This is a genomic window from Pseudomonas indica NBRC 103045 (assembly GCF_002091635.1).
In the GTDB taxonomy this organism is placed as follows: Bacteria; Pseudomonadota; Gammaproteobacteria; order Pseudomonadales; family Pseudomonadaceae; genus Pseudomonas_M; species Pseudomonas_M indica.
In genome coordinates this window covers 32568-54026 of sequence record NZ_BDAC01000008.1, presented here as the reverse complement: position 1 = coordinate 54026, position 21459 = coordinate 32568, and the positions used below count along the sequence as shown (strand labels likewise).

At 64.8% G+C, this 21459-nt stretch carries 24 protein-coding genes; 3 read left to right on the top strand and 21 right to left on the bottom strand.

Translation table 11 applies throughout. The annotated features are described in order from the left end of the window. Positions 1–240: 240 nt before the first annotated feature. The 14 genes from PIN01S_RS11545 to PIN01S_RS11480 form a co-directional block, all read right to left on the bottom strand. Positions 241–1623, bottom strand: a complete 1383-nt coding sequence (locus PIN01S_RS11545) for a sigma-54-dependent transcriptional regulator (protein WP_084335817.1) — start codon at positions 1621–1623, stop codon at positions 241–243. Continuing rightward, complete coding sequence (locus PIN01S_RS11540) at positions 1620–3434, bottom strand: sensor histidine kinase (RefSeq protein WP_084335816.1); 1815 nt, start codon at positions 3432–3434, stop codon at positions 1620–1622. Before PIN01S_RS11540 ends, PIN01S_RS11545 begins: the two co-directional genes overlap by 4 nt. Before the next feature lie 77 nt (positions 3435–3511). Continuing rightward, on the bottom strand, positions 3512–3766 hold the full coding sequence (locus PIN01S_RS11535) for a hypothetical protein (protein WP_084335815.1): 255 nt from the start codon (positions 3764–3766) through the stop codon (positions 3512–3514). 66 nt (positions 3767–3832) lie between these two features. Further along, positions 3833–4156: a DUF3392 domain-containing protein gene (locus PIN01S_RS11530; protein ID WP_084335814.1), complete on the bottom strand. Its 324-nt coding sequence runs from the start codon at positions 4154–4156 to the stop codon at positions 3833–3835. Positions 4157–4173: 17 nt separating this feature from the next. Continuing rightward, complete coding sequence (gene hemW, locus PIN01S_RS11525; RefSeq protein ID WP_084335813.1) at positions 4174–5388, bottom strand: radical SAM family heme chaperone HemW; 1215 nt, start codon at positions 5386–5388, stop codon at positions 4174–4176. Next, on the bottom strand, positions 5385–5978 hold the full coding sequence (rdgB, locus tag PIN01S_RS11520) for an RdgB/HAM1 family non-canonical purine NTP pyrophosphatase (RefSeq protein WP_084335812.1): 594 nt from the start codon (positions 5976–5978) through the stop codon (positions 5385–5387). Before rdgB ends, hemW begins: the two co-directional genes overlap by 4 nt. Continuing rightward, a complete protein-coding gene (locus PIN01S_RS11515) occupies positions 5975–6394 on the bottom strand; it encodes a DUF4426 domain-containing protein (protein ID WP_084335811.1) in 420 nt (139 codons plus the stop codon). Before PIN01S_RS11515 ends, rdgB begins: the two co-directional genes overlap by 4 nt. A gap of 28 nt (positions 6395–6422) precedes the next feature. Then, positions 6423–7043 (bottom strand): methionine biosynthesis protein MetW, encoded by a 621-nt coding sequence (metW, locus tag PIN01S_RS11510; RefSeq protein ID WP_084335810.1) that lies wholly within the window; start codon positions 7041–7043, stop codon positions 6423–6425. 4 nt (positions 7044–7047) lie between these two features. Beyond that, positions 7048–8187, bottom strand: coding sequence for a homoserine O-succinyltransferase MetX (gene metX, locus PIN01S_RS11505; protein ID WP_084335809.1), 1140 nt, complete (start codon positions 8185–8187; stop codon positions 7048–7050). A 138-nt stretch (positions 8188–8325) separates the two neighbouring features. Further along, on the bottom strand, positions 8326–10314 hold the full coding sequence (locus PIN01S_RS11500; RefSeq protein WP_084335808.1) for a dynamin family protein: 1989 nt from the start codon (positions 10312–10314) through the stop codon (positions 8326–8328). Positions 10315–10514: 200 nt separating this feature from the next. After that, the gene (locus PIN01S_RS11495) at positions 10515–10811 is read right to left on the bottom strand and encodes a DUF167 domain-containing protein (RefSeq protein WP_084335807.1); all 297 of its coding nucleotides are present in this window, start codon (positions 10809–10811) and stop codon (positions 10515–10517) included. Continuing rightward, on the bottom strand, positions 10811–11404 hold the full coding sequence (locus PIN01S_RS11490) for a YggT family protein (RefSeq protein ID WP_084335806.1): 594 nt from the start codon (positions 11402–11404) through the stop codon (positions 10811–10813). The genes PIN01S_RS11495 and PIN01S_RS11490 overlap by 1 nt, the downstream gene beginning before the upstream one ends. A gap of 9 nt (positions 11405–11413) precedes the next feature. Next, positions 11414–12235: a pyrroline-5-carboxylate reductase gene (proC, locus tag PIN01S_RS11485; RefSeq protein ID WP_084335805.1), complete on the bottom strand. Its 822-nt coding sequence runs from the start codon at positions 12233–12235 to the stop codon at positions 11414–11416. A 14-nt stretch (positions 12236–12249) separates the two neighbouring features. Continuing rightward, entirely contained in the window at positions 12250–12951 is a 702-nt protein-coding gene (locus PIN01S_RS11480) for a YggS family pyridoxal phosphate-dependent enzyme (protein ID WP_084335804.1), read from the bottom strand. Positions 12952–13022: 71 nt separating this feature from the next. Between PIN01S_RS11480 and pilT the strand changes: the two genes are divergently transcribed. Together pilT and PIN01S_RS11470 are read left to right on the top strand one after the other, a co-directional pair. Then, on the top strand, positions 13023–14057 hold the full coding sequence (gene pilT, locus PIN01S_RS11475; RefSeq protein WP_084335803.1) for a type IV pilus twitching motility protein PilT: 1035 nt from the start codon (positions 13023–13025) through the stop codon (positions 14055–14057). 106 nt (positions 14058–14163) lie between these two features. Next, the gene (locus PIN01S_RS11470; protein WP_084335802.1) at positions 14164–15309 is read left to right on the top strand and encodes a PilT/PilU family type 4a pilus ATPase; all 1146 of its coding nucleotides are present in this window, start codon (positions 14164–14166) and stop codon (positions 15307–15309) included. Positions 15310–15357: 48 nt separating this feature from the next. Here the strand turns inward: PIN01S_RS11470 and PIN01S_RS11465 are convergent, their stop codons facing one another. Further along, entirely contained in the window at positions 15358–15888 is a 531-nt protein-coding gene (locus tag PIN01S_RS11465) for a C40 family peptidase (RefSeq protein ID WP_084335801.1), read from the bottom strand. Positions 15889–16125: 237 nt separating this feature from the next. Between PIN01S_RS11465 and PIN01S_RS11460 the strand changes: the two genes are divergently transcribed. Next, a complete protein-coding gene (locus tag PIN01S_RS11460; protein ID WP_084335800.1) occupies positions 16126–16524 on the top strand; it encodes an NINE protein in 399 nt (132 codons plus the stop codon). A gap of 67 nt (positions 16525–16591) precedes the next feature. On the opposite strand, the gene PIN01S_RS11455 is transcribed toward PIN01S_RS11460, so the two are convergent. The 6 genes from PIN01S_RS11455 to PIN01S_RS11430 all read right to left on the bottom strand — a co-directional run bounded on the left by PIN01S_RS11455 (position 16592) and on the right by PIN01S_RS11430 (position 21426). Further along, positions 16592–17866: a dihydroorotase gene (locus PIN01S_RS11455; protein WP_084335799.1), complete on the bottom strand. Its 1275-nt coding sequence runs from the start codon at positions 17864–17866 to the stop codon at positions 16592–16594. After that, positions 17866–18876, bottom strand: coding sequence for an aspartate carbamoyltransferase catalytic subunit (locus tag PIN01S_RS11450; RefSeq protein ID WP_084335798.1), 1011 nt, complete (start codon positions 18874–18876; stop codon positions 17866–17868). The genes PIN01S_RS11455 and PIN01S_RS11450 overlap by 1 nt, the downstream gene beginning before the upstream one ends. Before the next feature lie 13 nt (positions 18877–18889). After that, positions 18890–19405: a bifunctional pyr operon transcriptional regulator/uracil phosphoribosyltransferase PyrR gene (gene pyrR, locus PIN01S_RS11445; protein WP_084335797.1), complete on the bottom strand. Its 516-nt coding sequence runs from the start codon at positions 19403–19405 to the stop codon at positions 18890–18892. A 72-nt stretch (positions 19406–19477) separates the two neighbouring features. Then, positions 19478–19906 (bottom strand): Holliday junction resolvase RuvX, encoded by a 429-nt coding sequence (ruvX, locus tag PIN01S_RS11440; protein ID WP_084335796.1) that lies wholly within the window; start codon positions 19904–19906, stop codon positions 19478–19480. After that, entirely contained in the window at positions 19903–20472 is a 570-nt protein-coding gene (locus PIN01S_RS11435; RefSeq protein WP_084335795.1) for a YqgE/AlgH family protein, read from the bottom strand. The genes ruvX and PIN01S_RS11435 overlap by 4 nt, the downstream gene beginning before the upstream one ends. Positions 20473–20532: 60 nt before the next feature. Next, complete coding sequence (locus PIN01S_RS11430; protein WP_084335794.1) at positions 20533–21426, bottom strand: energy transducer TonB; 894 nt, start codon at positions 21424–21426, stop codon at positions 20533–20535. Positions 21427–21459 lie beyond the last annotated feature (33 nt).

The following is a 21459-nucleotide window of genomic DNA, read 5'->3' as shown; positions in this document are numbered from 1 at the left end:
GTGATTGTCTGACACAGCCCGGTGGGACGCGTCGTCAACAGCGATCGAACAGGGTCAAGTCTAGGCGGCGCTACGCAGTGCGTTACGCGAAAGATAGGCGGCAGCTTCGACTTGTGCTTGTTTGCTCGCTTGGCCCTGCAATAGAGCAAGCCGCATGCCAGTCGCCAGAGAGGGTCGAAAGCCCCGGTTCACGGGGCTTCGGAAGAGGATAGCCGGAAGGTGATGGCGGAAAGCCGCCAGCTAGTCGAATTCTTCTGGCGAGCTTCCGCCAGCGTCGAAATGCAGGCCGTGCTTGCGCAGTTTGTCATGCAGGGTCTTGCGCGGAATGCCCAGGGCTTCGGCGAGGCTGCGCAGCGAACCGTGCGGCCGGGCCAGCTCGGCGGCGATCAGCGCACGCTCGAACGCCTCCACCTGTTCGCTGAGCCCGCCGCTCACCGCCGGCAGGCTCGGCGCGTGATTATCCAGCGCCAGTTCCAGGCCGAGGGCGAAGCGTTCGGCGGCATTCTGCAGTTCGCGCACGTTGCCGGGCCAGGCATGCCGCAGGAGCAGGGCCCGCTGTGCCGGCTGCAGTTCCCGGAGCGGCAGGCCGTGGCGCGCCCGTGCGGCTTCGGCGAAATGCTGGAACAGCAGCAGGGCGTCCTCGCCGCGTTCGCGCAGCGGCGGGATGCGCAGCGGCGCGACGTTGAGCCGGTAGTACAGGTCGGCACGGAAGCGCCCCTGGTCCGCCGCCTGGCGCAGGTCCTCCTTGGTCGCCGCGACGATGCGGATATCCAGGGGAATCAGCTGGTTGCCGCCGAGGCGCTCGACCACGCGCTCCTGCAACAGGCGCAGGAGTTTGACCTGGACGTCCAGACTCATGCTCTCGATTTCGTCAAGAAACAGTGTTCCGCCGTTGGCGAATTCGAACTTGCCGATGCGCCGCTTCTGCGCCCCGGTGAAGGCGCCAGGCTCATGGCCGAAGAGTTCGCTTTCCACCACCGATTCGGCCAGCGCCCCGGCGTTGATGGCGACGAAGGGGCCGTCGCGGCGGCTGGAGAGATCGTGCAGGGCGCGCGCCACGACCTCCTTGCCGGCGCCGGTCTCGCCGAGGATCAGCACGTCGGCGCTGGTGCCGGCGAGCGCGCCGATCTGCTGGCGGAGCTGCTGCATCGCCGGCGACTGGCCGACCAGGCGGGCGGAGAGTTCCTGCCGGTCGGAGAGGGCCAGGCGCAGGCTGCGGTTGTCCAGCACCAGCCGGCGCCGGTCGAGGGCGCGGCGCACGCTGTCGAGCAGGTGCTCGCTGGCGAAAGGCTTTTCCAGGAAGTCATAGGCACCGGCGCGCATGGCCTGTACCGCCAGCGGTACGTCGCCATGGCCGGTGATCAGCAGCACCGGCAGCTCGGGGTCCTGGCGGTGCAGGTCTTCGAGCAGTTGCAGCCCATCGATGCCGGGCATGCGGATATCGCTGACCACCACGCCCGGCCAGCCGCCGGGGATGCGCTCGGCGACGCCCTGGGCGTCGGCCAGGGTCATGACCTTGAGGCCGGCCAGGTCCAGGGTCTGGCTCAAGGCCTGGCGCAGGTGCGGGTCGTCGTCGATCAGCAAGACCTGGGTGCGGCTGTCGAGGGCGATGTCCGTACTCATGCAGAAAGATCCTCGGGGGGCTGGAGATTGACGCCGGGTACGCCGGCACGCAGGCGCAGGGTCAGCAGGGCGCCGCCGTCGGGGTGGTTGTCGAGCAGCAGCTCGCCGCCGATGGCGCGCATCAGGCTATCGCAAATGGCCAGGCCGAGGCCAAGGCCCTGGGCGCTGGTCTTGGTGGTGAAGAAGGGCTCGCGGGCGCGTTGCAAGGCTTCGGTAGAGAAGCCGGGACCGTTGTCGCGCAGTTGCAGGGCGATGCCGTCGGCGTTCTGCTCGACGCTGAGCCAGATGCGCCGTGGCGGGGCCTTTTCGGCGAGGGCGTCGAGGGCGTTGGCGAGCAGATTGCCGAGTACTTGGCGCAAACGGGTTTCGCCGGCCTGGACCCAGAGCGTGGCGTCCGGGATGTCGCGGATCAGCTCGACGTCCAGGGCCCGCCGACGCTTGGCCAGCAGCGCCAGGGCATCCTCCAGCGCCGGTTGCAGGGCAATGCTTTCCGGGGCGTGGCGGTCGCGGCGGGCAAAGGCGCGCAGGTGGGCGATGATCGAGGCCATGCGCTCGGTCAGCTCGCTGATCAGGCGCAGGTTGCCGCGGGCGTCGTCGGTGCGCCCGTGATCGAGCAGCACGCCGGCGTTTTCGGCATAGCTGCGGATCGCCGCCAGCGGCTGGTTGAGTTCGTGGCTGATGCTCGCCGACATGGTGCCCAAGGCGGAGAGCTTGCCGGCCTGGACCAGTTCGTCCTGGGCGCGTACGAGTTCCTGCTGTGCCTGCTCGCGCTCCAGCACCTCCTGCTTGAGGCGACTGTTCAGCGCTTCCAGATCGCGGGTGCGCTCGAGAACGCGGATTTCCAGCTCACGACGGGCACGGGCGTCGAGTGCGATGCGCTCCAGATAGTGGCGGCGGCGTTGCATCAGCAGGCCAACCAGCAGGACCAGCACCAGCAGCGCTGCTCCGCCGATGGCGACTACGTTGCGGACCGGCCGCTCGATCAGGCTGGTGGGGGCGAGGATGCTGACCGTCCAGCCGGTTTCCTCCAGCTCTCGGCTCTGGATCAGCCAGGCCTTGTCGTCCAGTTCCAGCGCCTTGGGCGCCAGGGTCGGATAGGGCTGGTTGGCGGCCACTTCGTTGCGCTCGCGCTCATCCAGCGGACGGGTGGCGCGGAACCGCCATTCCGGGCGCGAGGTGAGGATCACCACGCCGTTGGCATCGGTCACACGCAACTGTTCGGGGGTATGGCCCCAGAGGTTTTCGGTGTGGTCGAGGTCGACCTTGACCACCAGGGCACCGAGCACTTGCTCGCCGTCGCGCACCGCCGCCGCGAAGTAGTAGCCGCGCTTGCCGGAAGTGGTGCCGAGGCCGAAGAAGCGCCCGAGGCGACCGGCGATGGCCTCGCGGAAATAGGGGCGGAAGGCGAAGTTGCGGCCGACGAAGCTGTCTTCGTGATCCCAGTTGGAGGCGCCCAGGGTCTTGCCGCGGTTGTCCATCAGGTAGATGACGTCGGCACCGGTCTGGCCGCGCACGCGCTTGAGCAGGCGATTCGCGGCATTCAGTGTGGCCGGGTCGTCGGGCTGGAGCAGGGCGCTGCGCAGGGCGGGGAGGTCGCCGAGGATCTGCGGCAGCACTTCGTAGCGGCGCAGGGTGCCGAGCAGATTGGCGACGTAGAGGTCCAGGGTCTGGCTGTTCTGCTGGATCAGCTCGTCGCTGTAGTAGCGCTCGGCGAGGTGCTGCAGTGGCCAGAGCAGCGGCGCCAGCAACAGGGTCAGCAGGGCGAGGCTGCGCCAGCGCGGGCGCTGCGAATGGGATAAGACTTTACTCATGGAAATCTGGCCCGATGGACAGGCGCATTATGCCTGTTCGGCGCCAGCCGCGGGCGCCGATGTCCATGGCTGGGTCGTCAGACGATCAGTTGGGCGCCGAGAATGGTCGCATCCGGCAACACGGGCGGCGCCGGGCTGATCTGCAGGTACTTGATGCTTTCCCGGGGAATCAGCATCAGGTCGCCATCCACCGCGATGCTGAGAAACGGCGACTCCAGTTGCCGGCTCAGGCCGCGGGCGATTTCCACCGGGTCGCTGGCGGTGCCGGGAAAGCGCAGGGCCAGTCGCTGGCCATCGTGGAAATACAGGTACAGGTGCTTGATCGGCTTCATGGCGTATGTCCTCCGCGAGGGCTGACCCGAAGCCGTGTGTGCCGGTCTTGGCGGTCCGGATGGGAGTCAGCTGCGATCGGCGATCACTCCGATCAGGAAGAAGACTAGTAGCAGGACCGGCGCCAGGGTGTAGTTATTGAAATAACCCAGCCCCTTGGCTAGCCAGGGGGTGAGGAAGATCAGCAGCATGCCGTAGGCCAGCGCGCAGAACAGCACGAAGATCAGGGTGCGGAAAATGAAGTTGAGGCTGCCGATGCGTTGCTGCATCCAGGTGTTCAGGCCGGGGCCGAACAGCACCATCAGGGTGGCGAGGATGGCCAGGGAAATGTCGTGCAGATGGCCGCGGCTCCAGCGCGACAGGGTGGCGATCAGGTCCAGTAGCAGATCCATGCGGCGTCCTTAGGCGGTCAGGGCAGGAAGAATTGAAGGAGATCGTTGAGGAACAGTTGACCTTCGCGGGTGGCGGTCAGCCGCTGCGGGTCGGTCTGGAGCAGGCCACGGGTTTCGGCTTCATGGCGGGCCTTGTCCAGTTCGGCCAGGGGCAGCCCGGTGCGCTGGGTGAAGAGCGCCGCGGGAACACCCTCGGTGAGGCGCAGGACGTTCATCAGGAATTCGAACGGCAATTCGTCGCGTTCGAGCAGGCGTTCGCCTGCCTGGAACGGTTTCTCCGGGTTGAGGTAGTCCTTCGGCAAGCGGGTTTTCCAGGTGCGCAGGATGCGGCCGTGCGGATCGCTCAGCTTGGCGTGGGCACCGGCGCCGATGCCGAGGAAGTCGCCGAAGGTCCAGTAGTTCAGGTTGTGCCGGGCGCGCCGGCCGTCCCGGGCGTAGGCGGAGACTTCGTACTGGGCGTAGCCCTCGGCGGCCAGCAGGGCCTGTCCGGCTTCCTGGATGTCCCAGAGGATGTCGTCCTCGGGTAATTGGGGCGGTTGGCTCCAGAACAGGGTGTTCGGCTCCAGGGTGAGCTGGTACCAGGACAGGTGGGTGGGCGCTAGGGCGATGGCTTGGCGCAGGTCGGCCAGGGCTTCGTCGAGGCTCTGGCCGGGCAGGCCGTGCATGAGGTCCAGGTTGAAGTTATCGAAGCCGGCCTGGCGCGCCATGTCCGCCGCGCGGATCGCTTCGCCGCCGTCATGGATGCGGCCCAGCGCTTTCAGCTTGTCTTCCTGAAAGCTCTGGATGCCGATGGACAACCGGTTGATACCCAGTGCCCGGTAATCGCGGAACTTGGCCTGCTCGAAGGTGCCCGGGTTGGCTTCCAGGGTGATCTCGATATCGTCCTCGAAGGCCACCCGCCGCTCGACGCCTTCCAGCAATCGGCCCAGCGCCTTCGCGGAAAACAGGCTGGGCGTGCCGCCGCCGAAGAAGATCGAGGTCAGCCGACGGTCGTGAACCTGCGACAGATCGGCATCGAGATCGGCGAGCAAGGCGTCGACATAGGCCTCTTCCGGCAACTCGGGGCCGGCGGCATGGGAGTTGAAGTCGCAATAAGGGCACTTACGCACGCACCAGGGGATATGCACGTACAACGCCAGAGGGGGTAGCGCAAAGCGGCAAGCCGAAAGCTGCAAGCGCTCGGAGTCGCTCTCCCCCGCGGCTTGGGGCTTGCCGTTTGCCGCTGGGGTCATAACCCCAACCGCTGGCGTAACTGTGCCATGGCGCGGGCGCGGTGGCTCAGCTGGTTCTTTGTGCTGGAATCCAGCTCGGCGCTGGAGCAATCGCGTTCGGGGACCCAGAACAGCGGGTCGTAGCCGAAGCCGTTGCTGCCGCGCGCTTCGTGCAGGATGGAGCCGTGCCAGAGACCTTCGCACAGGATCGGCAACGGGTCCTCGGCGTGCCGGAGCAGCGCCAGGGCGCAGACGAACTGGGCGCCGCGTTCGGCATCCGGGACGTCTCTCAGCGCTTCCAGCAGCTTGGCGTTGTTCGCCGCATCGCCGGCACCATCGGCATAGCGTGCCGAGTAGATGCCCGGCGCACCGCCAAGGGCGTCCACCGCCAGGCCGGAATCGTCGGCCAGCGCCGGCAGGCCGGAGATCCTGGCCGCGTGACGGGCCTTGAGGATGGCGTTCTCGACGAAGGAAAGGCCGGTTTCTTCCGGCTCCACGTCGCTGAATTCACCAACGGAGCGCACCCGCACGGCGTCGCCGAGCATGGCCTGCAGCTCCTTGAGTTTGCCGGCGTTATGGCTGGCCAGCACCAGTTCCTTGAAGGGCATCATTCGTCTGGAAACACTTCCTGGTCGAAACTGAACGTATACGGCTGCCCGCCGGCGCTCTGCACGTTGAGCGTGAAGCTGAGCATTTCGCGGGAGCCGAGCGGGAATTGGGCGAGGTAGTAGATGGCCTCGCCTTCGGTGACTTGCTTGAAGCTCAGTGGCGTGACCTGTCCGAGCAAGTTCTTCACCTGGCCGCTGACCTGAGCGGCGCTGGCCTTGCCGGCCTTGAGCACAGCGACGTTGAGCACGCCCTGGCTCTTGCTGCGGGTCAGGCCGGCGGCTGCGGCGATGTCGGGCTGGAGGAAGCTGGAGTTGAAGGCGCTGTAGTGGACATCCAGATCACCGAAGCTCTGCTTGCGCTCGGCAAAGGCCGGCACAGCGAGGCAGAGGGTGAGGAGGAAGAGGGCGATGCGACGCATGGGGATTCTCCTTGAGGCGGCAGGCGGCTCAGACGGCAATCTGCAGATCCGACGCGGCGGGACCGCTGACGCGGTAGATGCCGATCTCACCTAATAGATTAGGCCATAGCCGGCTGGCCCAGTTATGCCGGTGCTCGCGGTCCACCGCGAGGTGGTCGAGTACCTTGACGCGCATTTCCCGGCACAGCCGCTCGAAATCCTCGAAGGTGCAGAAGTGGATGTTGGGCGTGTTGTACCAGGTATACGGCAGGAATTCGGATACCGGCATCCGGCCCTTGCTCGCCAGGTACCAGCGGCAGCGCCAGTGACCGAAGTTGGGGAAGGTGATGATGCACTGGCGACCGACGCGAAGCATTTCCGCCAGTACCTTGTCCGGGTAGCGCAGGGCTTGCAGCGACTGGGTCATCACCACCACATCGAAGCTGTTGTCGGCGAAGTTGCCCAGGCCTTCGTCCAGGTTCTGTTCGATGACGTTCACGCCCTTGGCGATGCATTCGGCGATGTTGTCCGCGTCGATCTCCAGGCCGTAGCCGCTGACCTGCTTGTGGTCGCGCAGCCAGGCCAGCAGTTCGCCCTTGCCGCAGCCGAGGTCGAGCACCCGGCTGCCGGTGGGAATCCAGTCTTGGATGATGTCCAGGTCGGCTCGCATAGGGTTACACCAGAATCCGGTTCATGTAGCTGCCGAACGCCTGCAGGTAGCGCGGGATCGGCATGAGGAAGGCGTCGTGGCCCTGCGGGGCGTCGATTTCCAGGTAGCAGACGTTTTTCCGCGCGGCGAGCAGGGCGTCGACGATTTCCCGCGAGCGCTGCGGCGAGAAGCGCCAGTCGGTGGTAAAGGACATCACACAGAAGTCGGCCTTGGCCGCGCTCAGCGTTTTGGCCAGGTCGCCGTCATGGGCGGCGGCCGGGTCGAAGTAGTCGAGGGCCTTGGTCATCAGCAGGTAGGTATTGGCGTCGAAACGCCCGGAAAACTCCTCACCTTGGTAGCGTAGGTAGCTTTCCACCTGGAATTCCACGCTGTGGAAGTCGTAGTTGAGCTTGTCGCTCTTCAGCCCGCGGCCGAATTTCTCGCCCATGGCGTCGTCGGACAGGTAAGTGATGTGCCCGACCATGCGCGCCAGCATCAGGCCGCGCTTGGGAATCACGCCTTTCTCCTGGAAATGGCCGCCGTGGAACTCCGGATCGGACAGGATTGCCTGCCGCGCCACTTCGTTGAAGGCGATGTTCTGTGCCGATAGCTTGGGCGCCGAGGCAATGGCCAGGCAGTGCCGGACGCGCTCCGGGTAGCTGATGGTCCACTGCAGCGCCTGCATGCCTCCGAGGCTGCCACCGACCACCGCCGCCCATTGCTGGATGCCGAGGGCATCGGCCAGGCGAGCCTGGCTGTGCACCCAGTCTTCCACGGTGACGACCGGGAAGTCGGCGCCATAGGACTTGCCGGTGGCGGGGTTGGTGCTGGACGGGCCGGTAGAGCCGTTGCAGCCGCCCAGGTTGTTCAGGCTGACGACGAAGAATTTGCGCGTGTCGATGGGCTTGTCCGGCCCGATGCAGCTATCCCACCAGCCCGGCTTGCGGTCGTCGGGGCTGTGGTAGCCGGCGGCATGGTGATGGCCGGACAGGGCGTGGCAGATTAGCACCGCGTTGCTGCGTGCGGCGTTGAGTTCACCGTAGGTTTCGTAGACCAGTTCGTACTCGGCCAGGCTGCGCCCGCAGGCCAGCGCCAGCGGCTCGCTGAAACGGATCGACTGTGGAGTGACCAGTCCGACGGAATCTTCTGGAAAAGACGTGGGCATCGAACCCTGCTCTCGCTGAAAGGAGGCGCCAAAGTCTAATGGGAAGCGCGCGGCAATTCACCCTCAATCGAAGCGGGTTGTCCGACGCGCTGGAAGATGAAGACGGGGCGGTTCCGCAACGGGTGCGGAACCGCCGTATCAGACCTGGTCGACGGCGGTTGCCTGCCAGGCGGCCGGATGCAGGCTGACCACCTTGCCTTGGCGCTGGATCGGCGCCGGTCGGCGCAGGACACGCAGCATTTCGTTGGCCTGGGTCAGCTGCTGTTCCAGGTCGCTGGCGTAGCGAGCCAGCAGTTGGCTGCGCTTTTGCGCCTGCTGGGTGTCCTGGGCCAGGGACTTGAGCTGCAGCATGTGGGCCTCGAGCAGTTGCTTGTGCTCCAGGGTGTGCTGCATCAGCGGCATCAGTGCATCGTTGGCCCACTGTCCGGCAGCCAGGCGCAGGCGTTGGTGCAGGCCCATGACTTCCTGCACCAGGGTGGCGAAGAAACGGCGGGTCAGGGTGCGCTGCTCGGTGAGCAGGGTCTTCACGTGCAGGCGGAACTGGTCGGCCTTGGCTTGCAGGTGCTTGAGTTCGCGCAGGTAGCGCCGCACATCGAACTGCGGAGCGTCGATGCCGTGCAGCGGGTTCTCCTCGTTGTGCCGGCGGTAGATGGCGGCGACCATCTTGTTGGCCATCTCGGCCTCGTGTTCGAGGGTGTGCAAGTCGGCTTCCACCGAGCGGAAGAAGTGCAGGATCGCCTGGTTGATGCCGAGTGTCGTCCAGCTTCCGGTCAGGTTCCGCCGGACCTTGCGCAGATGGTTTTCCAGGCGCTCGCTGCGTACCGCGGCGCGCAGCAGGTCGCCCTGGCGCTTGAGCAGCCGCTGGTTGGTCTTCAGGCCGAGCAGTCGCTTGTGGTGCAGGCTGTGGTCGTCCTTGGTCCGGGCGGTCAGTTCGAACAGCAGTTGGCCGTTGTCCTGGCGCTGGTTGTCGAGCAGGTTGCGCTGCTCGCGGACCTTCTCCAGGCGCAGGTTGAGCACGTGCTGGCTGTTCTGCAGCAGGTTGAGCACCTGGCGGACCACCTGTTCCTCGAGCAGCCGCTCCTTCTGCGCGACGATGCGTTCGCAGAGCAGATGTTCGAGCGTGGCCATCTGGCTGCGCTCGAGCAGCGCCGGATCGCGGCGGACCTTGGCCAGCAGCGCCTGCTTGGCCGACAGCGGCAGGACATCCTCGGGGGCGATGCCGAGCTGCTGGGCGGTGGTGGCCTGGACCTGCTGGATGGCGTTCTGCACGAAGGCTTCGCCGGCCAGGTCGTCCCAGAGCACGTCGATCTTGTTCAGGACGGCGAACAGGCTGGTCTGGGTATCCTCGTCGAGCTGGCGAATGTGTTGTTGCCAGATCGCCATGTCGCTGGCCGTGACGCCGGTGTCGGCAGCCAGCAGGAAGATGATCGCCTGGGCGGCGGGCAGCATCGACAGGGTCAGCTCGGGCTCGCTGCCCAGGGCGTTCAGGCCGGGGGTGTCGAGAATGCGCAAGCCTTGGCGCAGCAGCGGGTGGTCGAAGTTGACGATGGCATGGCGCCAGGCCGGTACCAGTACCTGGCCCGGTTTGCCGGCGCTCTCCAGCATGTCCGGATGGAAGCCGAGCTGGATCGCCTGCTCCACCGCCATTGGCTTGGTCTTGGCGACCTGGGCGAAGGCCTGGACCATGTTGTCCGGGTCGCTGGGGTCGAGCGGGATGTTCACCCAATGCCGGGGAATGCGCTTGAACTGCGCCATGCTGGCGTCGGAGACGCGCGTCTCGATCGGCAGCAGGCGGATATAGGAGCGCTCGGAGCGCGGGTCGAACAGGAGTTCGGTGGGGCACATGGTGGTGCGCCCGGCCTGCGACGGCAGCATGCGCTGGCCGTAGCCGGAGAAGAACAGGCTGTTGATCAGCTCGGTCTTGCCGCGGGAGAACTCACCGATGAAGGCCAGGGTGATGTGGTCCGTGCGCAGCAGGCGCAGGGCCCGTTCGAGCTTGGCCTCCACCGCTTCGGAACTGAGCCGGTTGTTCGCCAACCAACTGCGGTAGCGGGTGATCTCCCGCATGAGCTCGCGCTTCCAGCCGACGTAGGCATCGACCTGCTGGCCAAGACGTTCCATGCTCATCCGATTCTTTCCTCTCGCTGCGCATCCCGCGGGTGGTTATGGGTATCGTCCAAAGGGTGTCGCCAGCGACATGAGGCATGTCGCCTTGCCTTGAAAGGCAACGATGAAGAGGCGAAAAGCCACTTCTGACGTGCCGGCAATTATGCGATGGATGCGTTTTGCGTCAATTCGGATACATCACAGTCCCGCCTTATGGTTGGTCAAGGGGAACGAATGGTCAGTCCGGGCAGGTCGGGCAGTTGCTTCGGCGACAGGATGCGCACTCGCTTCTGCCGGTTCAGTTCGCCGCTCTCCAGGCGGACCTGGCTCTTGGCGACACCGAAGGCCATACCGAGGAATGCCAGCAGGTGGGCGTTGGCCTTGCCTTCCACCGGCGGGGCGGTGAGGCGGATTTTCAGGCGCTCACCGTGCAGCCCGGCGAACTCGTCGCGGCTCGCCTTGGGCTGCAGGTGGCAGTCGAGGATCAGGTCCTCGCCATCCCAGCGGAAATAGCTCATCAGAGGAACGGGCTGAGGATTCTCGGCATGCCGGTCATCACCGCGAGGTTCCCCAGCACGAAGCGGTCGATGAGGTTGATCGCGATGAAGGCGAAGATCGGCGAGATATCCAGGCCGCCGAGGTTCGGCAGTATCCGGCGGAACGGCGCCAGCAGGGGTTCGCAGATCTGGTTCACCAGTTGGGCGGCCGGATTGTAGCTGCTGGGCGCGACCCAGGACAGGATGACGCTGACGATCAGGGCGAAGAAGAACACCTTGAGGAACAGCGAGGTGACCGCAATGATCGACCAGACCAGCAGTTGCAGCAGGTACCCGCCCACGCCGTAGCCCATCAGGACCAGGGTGACGACCATCAGCAGCAGTTGGATCAGCACCGCCAGCAGCAACGAAGACAGGTCGAGCCCCGCGAAACTGGGAATCACCCGTCGCATCGGGCGCAGCAACGGCTGGGTGGCGCGGACGATGAACTGGCTGAGCGGATTGTAGAAGTCGGCGCGGACCAGTTGCAGGATGAAGCGCAGCAGGACGATCAGCAGATACAGGCTGCCCAGCGTCTGGATGACATAGATGAGGGCTTCGGCGAATCCGGACATGCGAGGCTCCTATTGACCCAATTGTTCGGCCAGCTCGGCGGAGCGGCGTGCAGCGGCGCCAAGCGCCTGCTCGACCAGGGCTTCGAAACCGCCGGCCTGGAACGTCTTGATCGCCGCCTCGGTGGTGCCGGCCGGCGAGGTGACGCGGCGGCGCAATTCGGCGGCGTCCACGTCGCTGCCGATCACCATCCGCGCAGCGCCGAGGGCGGTCTGCTGGGTCAGGCGGGCGGCGGTTTCGTGCGGCAGGCCGAGTTTTTCGCCGGCGGCGATCATCGCTTCGACCAGCAGGAAGAAATAGGCGGGACCGCTGCCGGAAACGGCGGTAACCGCGTCGATCAGGTGTTCCTCGTCCAGCCACAGCGCCAATCCGACCGCCGAGAGCAACTGCTCGGCCTGTTCGCGTTGCACGGCGGACACGTTGGCATTGGCGTACAACCCGCTGGCGCCTTCGCGCAACAAGGCGGGGGTGTTCGGCATGCAGCGCACGATGGGGCGGTCGTTGCCCAGCCAGTTCTCCAGGCTGGCGCAAGTGATGCCGGCAGCGATCGAGACGATCAGTTGTCCATCGCGCAGGCTCGGTGCCAGGGCTTGGCAGACGGTTTTCATGACCTGCGGCTTGATCGACAGCACCACCACATCGGCTCCGCTCACGGCGTCAGCGTTATCGGCGAATACCTCGATTCCGTGTTCGGCGGAAATGCGTGCGCGTTGTTCGGCGCCCGGATCGCTGGCGCGCAGCAGGGCTGCGTCGACGCCCTGGGCACGCAGGCCGCCGATCAGGCTGGCGGCCATGTTGCCGGCGCCAACGAAGGCAATGCGGGGTGTGCTCATATAAAGGCTTCCTTTTATGGATTCTGTGGCGGGACGCGGCCGTAGTCGCGCTCACCGAAGAGTGCGGTGCCGATGCGGACCCAGGTCGCGCCTTCGGCGATGGCGGCCTCGAGATCGTGGCTCATTCCCATGGATAGGGTGTCCAGCGGCATATTCAAGGCCTGTTGCAGTTCGCGCAGGCGGGCGAAGGCGGCATGCTGGGCGGCTGTGTCGTCGGTGGGCTCGGGAATCGCCATCAGGCCGCGCAGCCTGAGTCGCGGCAGGTGCGCGACGGCGGTGGCCAGGTTGGGCAGTTCTTCGGGAGCGCAGCCGGACTTGCTGGCTTCGCCGCTGACGTTCACTTGCAGGCAGACGTTGAGCGGGGGCAACTGCGCGGGTCGCTGTTCGGACAGGCGCTGAGCGATCTTCAGGCGATCCACGGAGTGTACCCAGGAGAAATGTTCGGCGATGGCCCGGGTCTTGTTCGACTGGATGGGACCTATAAAGTGCCAGCAGAGGTCGAGATCGGTGAGTTCCTGCTGCTTGCCCAGGGCTTCCTGCAGGTAGTTTTCGCCAAAATCGCGCAAACCCGCGGCGTAGGCTTCGCGGATGGCGGCGGCGGGCTTGGTCTTGCTCACGGCGAGCAGACCGATAGTCGAAAAATCACGTTGCGAGGCTTGCGCCGCCTCACGGATGCGAGCTCCGACCTTTGCAATATTCTTTGCTATCGTGGACATTACCTGCGCTCTAGCGGCCAGCCCGTCTGGGTTCGGCATTCTACCTGCTTGCCTGTTTTTGGGGAGTCCCAATGGATATCACCGAGTTGCTTGCCTTCAGCGCCAAGCAAGGCGCTTCGGACCTGCATCTCTCTGCCGGTCTGCCGCCGATGATCCGCGTCGACGGCGATGTGCGCCGGATCAACCTGCCCGCCATGGATCACAAGCAGGTTCACGCGCTGATCTACGACATCATGAACGACAAGCAGCGCAAGGATTACGAGGAGTTCCTGGAGACCGACTTCTCCTTCGAAGTCCCCGGCGTGGCACGTTTCCGGGTCAACGCCTTCAATCAGAACCGTGGCGCGGGCGCGGTGTTCCGGACCATTCCTTCCAAGGTCCTGAGCATGGAAGACCTGGGCATGGGCGAAGTGTTCAAGAAGATCACCGACGTGCCGCGCGGCCTTGTGCTGGTGACCGGCCCCACCGGTTCGGGCAAGTCCACCACCTTGGCGGCGATGCTCGACTACCTGAACAACACCAAGTACCACCACATCCTGACCATCGAAGACCCGATCGAATTCGTTCACGAATCGAAGAAGTGCCTGGTCAACCAGCGCGAGGTGCATCGCGACACCCTGGGCTTCTCCGAAGCCCTGCGCTCGGCACTCCGGGAAGACCCGGACATCATTCTGGTGGGTGAGATGCGTGACCTGGAAACCATCCGACTGGCGCTGACCGCCGCGGAAACCGGTCACCTGGTATTCGGTACCCTGCACACCACCTCCGCGGCCAAGACCATCGACCGGGTGGTCGACGTGTTCCCCGCCGAGGAAAAGTCGATGGTTCGCTCGATGCTCTCCGAGTCGTTGCAAGCGGTAATTTCCCAGACGCTGCTGAAGAAGATCGGCGGTGGCCGGGTTGCGGCCCACGAGATCATGATCGGTACCCCGGCGATCCGTAACCTGATCCGCGAAGACAAGGTCGCGCAGATGTACTCGTCGATCCAGACCGGCGGCTCCCTAGGCATGCAGACGCTCGACATGTGCCTGAAGAACCTGGTCGCCAAGGGCCTGGTCAGCCGCGAGGCTGCCCGCGAGAAGGCGAAGGCGCCGGAGAACTTCTGACCGGAGGCGGCGCGCCCGCTTCCCCTGCCGCAGGGCGCTCATCGGCAACGAGCCGACGGGAAGAACGTTGCGGTGAACAGCAACCAAACAGCTAGGCGAGAAACCTATGGAATTCGAGAAGCTGCTGCGCCTGATGGTGGAAAAGGGTGGTTCCGATCTTTTCATCACCGCCGGTGTGCCGCCGTCGATGAAGGTGAACGGCAAGATCATGCCGGTGACCAAGAACGCTATGTCCCCCGAGCAGACCCGGGAAACCGTGCATGGGGTGATGAACGAGCAGCAGCGTCGCGAATTCACCGAGAATCATGAGTGCAACTTCGCCATCAGCGCACGCGGCATCGGCCGTTTCCGGGTCAGCGCCTTCTATCAGCGCAACCTCGCGGGTATGGTACTGCGTCGCATCGAGACCAACATCCCGACGCTGGAAGACCTCAAGTTACCGGACGTGCTGAAAAAACTGGCGATGACCAAGCGCGGTCTGGTGCTGTTCGTCGGTGCCACGGGTACCGGTAAGTCCACCTCGCTGGCGGCGATGATCGGCTACCGTAACAAGAACAGCAGCGGCCACATCATCTCCATCGAAGACCCGATCGAATACATCCACCAGCACCAGAACTGCATCGTCACCCAGCGCGAAGTCGGTATCGATACCGAGTCTTTCGAAGTGGCGCTGAAGAACACCCTGCGCCAGGCGCCCGACGTGATCCTGATTGGTGAGGTGCGTACCCGCGAAACCATGGACTATGCGGTGGCCTTCGCCGAGACTGGTCACCTGTGCCTGGCGACCCTGCACGCCAACAACGCGAACCAGGCGCTGGACCGCATCATCAACTTCTTCCCGGCTGATCGTCAGCAGCAGGTCTGGATGGACCTCTCGCTGAACCTCAAGGCGATCGTTGCCCAGCAACTGATCCCGACTCCGGATGGCAAGGGTCGTCGTGCAGTGATCGAGGTGCTGATCAATACCCCGCTGGCCGCCGACCTGATCCGCAAGGGCGAAGTACACGAACTCAAGGGGTTGATGAAGCGCTCCACCGAGCAGGGTATGCAGACCTTCGACCAGGCGCTCTACCAGCTCTATACCCAGGGCGAAATCACCTACGAAGACGCACTGGCCCACGCCGACTCGGCCAACGACCTGCGTCTGATGATCAAGCTGGGTTCGGAAACGGACGGCGATCACCTGACCAGCATTAGCCAGGGTTTGAGCCTGGAGGTCAGTGAAGAGGATCCGGGGCGGCGCTTCCGCTGACGGGCCGAACGGCGCCCATTGTCGGTCGGGCGCCGTGGAATCATCGAGTCAACGCGAGGTCAGCGCCGGCTCATCCACCGGGATGGCGGGCAGTACGCGTTTCGCCATGACGTAGTGACGCTTCCAGAAGGGCTTCTCCAGGGTGTCGATGCTCACGGCCTTTCCGCGGCGCGGTGCATGGATGAAGCGGTCGCCGCCCAGGTAGATGGCCACGTGATCGATACGGCGGCTTCTCAGCCTGAAGAACAGCAGATCGCCTGGTTGCAGTTGGTTGCGCGAGACCTGTTTTCCGCCGGACCTGGCCATGGCGCTGGAAGTGCGCGGCAGCTCGACGTCGTCGATCTCGCCGAAGGCATATTTCACCAGTCCGCTGCAGTCGAAACCTTTCTCGGGCGTGGTGCCGCCCCAGCGATAAGGCGTACCGAGACTGTTCACGGCACGGCTCAATACATCGCTGCTCTGGCGCGCCGCGAGATGCACCGAGTCCGCGGGATGCAGCAGCTTATGGCGGTTGGTCGCCCCTGCCATTGGCGGCAGAAGCAGGCAGGCAAGCAGACCTGTCAGGATGAAGAAACGCATAAGTACGGGCTTGGTCAAAATTCGCGCAACTTTATAACAGGTTTTTTTAGCCCCAACGGCCCATTCGTCGATTCGAAACGGGGGTGGGTTGTCTGCTTCGCGCGAAAAAATGCCGTTGCCGTACGAGCCTTGATCGCTTCAGCCGCTCTGTTATGGTGCTCGCTCCGTTCTGGCGGCCGGTTGGCGAAACTCCGTGCCGCTTGTCGATCCATCGTTCCAACACTGCAGGAGGCAGTCATGCAGACCCAGGACACCCATAGCAAGGCCATCGGTTACCTGCTGTGGATCTTCGGCTTTCTCGGTTCGCACCGTTTCTACTACGGCAAACCCGTCACGGGGACGATCTGGTTCTTTACCCTTGGCTTGTTGTTCGTCGGCTGGATCATCGACCTGTTCCTGATCCCTTCGATGGACCGGGAGGCTGACCAGCGTTACACCGCAGGCGGCCTGGACTATAACGTGGCCTGGATTCTGCTGACCTTCCTCGGGGTCTTCGGCGTGCACCGGATGTACCAGGGCAAGTGGATCACCGGGATCCTCTACCTGTTCACCGGCGGCCTTTTCATGCTGGGCGTGCTGTATGACTTCTGGACCCTGAACGAACAGGTATCCGAGCGTAACGCAGGGCGTGGCTGATTCGAGAAAGGGGGCTCATTCACTGCAGGTATCCTGTCGCGAATGAGCCGTTTCGTTACCTTGCCGGCTATTCGGCCTGGTAGCTGATGCGACCGTCCACCAAGGTGTAGCGCACATTGCTCGGCAGGCAATGACCGATGAACGGGCAGTTTTCGCCTTTGGAGTACCAGGCTTCCCCGGCCAGTGTGGAGGCGTTGGGGTCGAACAGAACGAGATCGGCCGGTGCGCCGGCGGCGAGGCGGCCGGCAGGCAGGCGCAGGGCTTTCGCCGGGCCGGCGGTGAGCCGCATCAGCAGGGTCGGCAGGTCGAGCAGGCCGTCCTCCACCAGGGTCATTGCCAGCGGCAACAGCAGTTCGACGCTGCTGATACCGGGTTCGGTCGCACCGAACGGGGCCAGCTTGGCATCTGCTTCATGGGGCTGGTGGTGACTGGCGATGGCCTGGATCACCCCGCTTTTCACCGCCTCGCGCAGTCCATCGCGGTCCGCACGGGTACGCAGCGGCGGTTGGACGTGGTAGAGGCTGGAAAAGCCTTCCAGTGTCTCGTCGGTCAGGATGAGTTGATAAAGCGCCACGTCGGCGGTCACCGGCAGCCCGCGGGCCTGGGCATCGGCGATCATCTGGGCGCCGCGCGCGCTGGTCAGTTGACTGAAGTGGGCGCGTACGCCGGTCTGCTCGACCAGCAGCAGATCGCGGGCCAAGGCCACGGTTTCCGCCGTTTCGGGAATGCCGGCAAGGCCGAGGAAGCCGGCGGTGGGGCCTTCATGGGCAAGGCCGCCTTCCGCGAGAGAGGCGTCCTGGGAGTGGAAGACCACGGTCAACTGGAAAGTGGCCGCGTACTCCAGCGCACGGCGCAGGGTGCGGTTGTTGGCGAAGTTGTTCAGGCCGTTGCCGAAGGCCACGCAGCCGGCATCGCGCAGAGCGACCAGTTCGGCCAGTTGCTCGCCTGCCAAGCCTTTGCTCAGGGCACCGATGGGGAACACCTTGGTATGGCCGGCTTCCTGCGCCCGGTCGAGGATCAGTTCGGCGACCGCCGGCGTATCCAGGATCGGGCGGGTCAGTGGCGGGCAGCACAGGCTGGTAACGCCTCCTGCCGCCGCGGCCAGGGTTTCGCTGGCAATATTGCCCTTGCGGCTGTAGCCCGGCTCGCGCAGGGCGACGGAAAGGTCGACCAGCCCGGGAGCGACGATCAGTCCGGAGGCATCGATGGTGCGGTCGGCTTCGAAACCGGCCGGCGCCTGGCCAATCGAGATGATCTTGCCGCCCTCCAGATAGAGATTGGCGAGCTGGTCCAGGCCGCTGGCAGGGTCGATGACGCGGGCGCCGAGAATCTGGGTTCGCATCAGTTCTGCTCCTCGGCTTCCTGATTCAGTTGACGTTGTGCGGCCTGGCCGCTCATGGCCATGGACAGGACCGCCATGCGGATCGCGATGCCGTAGGTGACCTGGTTGAGGATCACCGACTGTGGGCCGTCGGCCACCGCGGACTCGATCTCCACGCCGCGGTTGATCGGCCCCGGGTGCATGACCAACGCCTCCGGCTTGGCCAGTGCGAGACGCGCGGTGGTCAGGCCATAGAGTCGGTAGAACTCGCCCTCGCTGGGCAGCAGGCCGCCCTGCATACGCTCCCGTTGCAGGCGCAGCATGATCACCACGTCAACGTCCTTGAGCCCCTCGGCGAGGTCGGTGAAAACGCGGACGCCATATTGCTCGATGCCGATGGGCAGCAGTGTCTTCGGACCGATCACGCGAATATCCGGGCAGCCCAGGGTTTTCAGCGCCAGCATGTTCGAGCGGGCGACCCGGGAATGCAGGATGTCGCCGACGATGGCCACCGAGAGATTCTCGAAGCTGCCCTTGTGCCGGCGAATGGTGAGCATGTCGAGCATGCCCTGGGTCGGGTGCGCATGACGGCCGTCGCCGCCGTTGATGATTGCCACGTCGGGGCAAACATGCTCGGCGATGAAGTGCGCCGCGCCGGAATCGGCATGACGGACGACGAACATGTCGGCGGCCATGGCTTCCAGGTTGCGCAGCGTGTCGAAGAGCGTCTCGCCCTTGCTGGTGGAGGACGTGGACACGTTGAGCGTGATCACGTCGGCGGACAGGCGCTGGGCTGCCAGCTCGAAGGTGGTGCGGGTGCGTGTCGAGTTCTCGAAGAACACGTTGCACACCGTCTTGCCGCGCAGCAGAGGGACCTTTTTCACGGCGCGGGTGCCGATTTCCAGGAAGGAATCGGCGGTATCGAGGATTTCGGTCAGCAGCTCGCGGGGCAGGCCGTCGAGCGAGAGGAAGTGGCGCAGCTGGCCCTGGTCGTTGAGCTGCAGCGGGCGCTTGGCGTCGGTCGGCGTCATCGCGGGGACTCTTTCAATGGTCGGCGGGGGCGAGGGTCTGAAGCTCGAGGGTGAGCGGCGTCGGACCGAGCAATTTTACTCTCTCATCCTCGCCGAGCGACAGGGTGGCGCCGACCACGTCGGGACGGATCGGCAGCTCACGGGCATTGAGATCCAGCAGGCAGACGAGGGTTACGCTGGCGGGCCGGCCATAATCGAACAGTTCGTTGAGCGCGGCGCGAATGGTGCGGCCGCTCATCAATACGTCATCGATCAGTACCAGGTGCTGGTCTTCGATCTCGAAGGGCAGGGCCGAGGGCTTCACCTGCGGATGCAGGCCGTTGCGGGTAAAATCGTCGCGGTAGAACGACACGTCCAGGCTGCCCAGCGGCTCCTGGCTGCCAAGGGTGTCCAACAGAGCCTGGGCGACCCAGACGCCGCCGGTGCGGATGCCGATGAAACGGGGCTCGGTGATCTTGCGGTTGGCCAGGTGCGTTTTCAGTGCGGTGGCCATCCCAGGCAGCAGTTCGGCGGGAATCGGCAATGTCATGGGCTCTCCTTGGGTCGGGCGCGGCGTGCCCTCGCATGATAAAGGCTTCGTCGGTCGAAAGACTGCTGCTGGTCAACCGTTGCTGTGTTCGGCGAGCCAGCCTTCCAGCAATAGTGCTGCCGCCAGGGCATCCACCGGACGCTCGCGGTAACCGCCCCGCTGGCCCTGGGCCAGGCGCTGGCCTTTGGCTTCGAAGGTGGTCAACCGTTCGTCGTGGGTGTGTACGGGCAGATTGAAGCGGCCGTGCAGGCGGCGGGCGAACTTCTCCGCACGCTCGCTCATGTCGCTGGGGGTGCCATCCATGTTCAGCGGCAGGCCGACGACGATGGCGTCCGGCTGCCATTCGCGAATCAACGCTTCCACCTTTTGCCAGTCCGGTACGCCGTTCTGCGCTTTCAGCACGCACAGTTCGCGGGCTTGCCCGGTGACCGCCTGGCCGACCGCTACGCCGATCTGCTTGGTGCCGTAGTCGAAACCAAGCAGCAGTCGTGGGGCGCTCATGCGTGGCCGGCCTGAGCGGTCAGTAGGCTGAGGTTGATGCCCAGGTGGGACGCTGCCGCTTCGAGGCGCTGTTCGGCAGGGGTATCGAAGAGAATCGACAGATCGGCCGGACAGGTCAGCCAGGCATTGCTGACCAGTTCGGCTTCCAGTTGGCCGGCTTCCCAGCCGGCATAGCCAAGTGCGATCAGGCTGCGCCTGGGACCCTGCCCGTCGGCAATGGCGAGCAGAATGTCCTGCGAGGTGGAAAGCGACAGCTCGCCCAGCTCCAGGGTGGCCTGGTAGCTCTGTCCGGTGGGATGCAGGACGAAGCCACGGTCGGTCTGCACCGGGCCGCCGGAAAAGATGGGAATGTTCTGGCAGGCCGGGGATGCGTCGAAGTCCGGGCGCAGTTGTTCCATCACGTCGGCGAGATTCAGGCCGCTGGGCCGATTGATCACCAGGCCCATGGCGCCCTGCTCGTTGTGGTCGACCAGGTAGGCGACCGTCTGCGCGAAGCTGGGGTCGGCCATGTGGGGCATGGCGATGAGAAAGTGGTGCTTGAGGTAGCTAGGCGAGGTGCTTTTCATGGCGGTTAGCTTAAAGCCTGTGGCCGGGGCCTGGAAGCCGGAGCGTACCTCGGCCCGGTCTCAGTTGCTCGACAGACGGTCGCCGCGCTCGAAGCGCCAGGTACGGATGATCTCGAGGCGGTCGATATCGGAGAGGTCTCCGCTGAACGGCGCAAAGGGCGCGGCGAGACGCACGATACGCAATGCCGCCTGGTCCAGTATCGGCTGGCCGGACGACTCCAGAACCTGGACTTCATACAGTGTGCCGTCGCGATTGATGGAAACCAGCAGGCGCAGGCTGCCATAGATGCGCTGCCGGCGTGCTTCCTCAGGGTAGTTGAGGTTGCCGACCCGCTCGACCTTCTTGCGCCATTCGTCCTTGTACCAGGCGCCCTTGTCCCGCATGGTCGAGGCTGCATTCAGACGGTGGATCTTGGGTCGCTTGGCGTACTGCTCGCGCTCCTGGGCCAGTTGCGCCTCGAGGCTGGCGATCTCGGAAGACAGTTGGGCGCTGTCGAAGACGGGGGCAGGGCGCGCTTCAGGTTCCGGCTTGGTTTCTTCACGCTTGACCGGGGTTTTCTGCGGTTGCGGTGCGCGGGTCGCCACCGCGGCCTTGGGTGTTTCCTTGGGTTGCATCTGGGGCGGGGCGGTGGGCGGCGTGACACGCTTGATTTCGCTGTCCTGGAACATCGCCTGCTCGGTAGTCTTCGGCGCGGCCTTGTGCTCCAGCGTGCCGCTGCCTTGCTGGTTGTCCTGGGCGATGAAGTCGGCGTCCTTCGGCTTTTCTTCGCTCTTGAAGGTGGAAAGCGTCACTTCCAGGCTTTTGCTGACCTGGCTGGGCTCGGCGAAAGTAAAGCCGAGGCCGAGGATCAGCGCTGCGTGGATCGCGGCGGCGAGAAAAAGAGTAAAGCCCAGCCTGTCCCTCGGTCGGACGCCGGTGGTGGAAAGTTCGGGCAAGTTAGCGGCTGCGTTCATCGCACGGTCAGGTCAGTTCGGAATGCCGCGCAG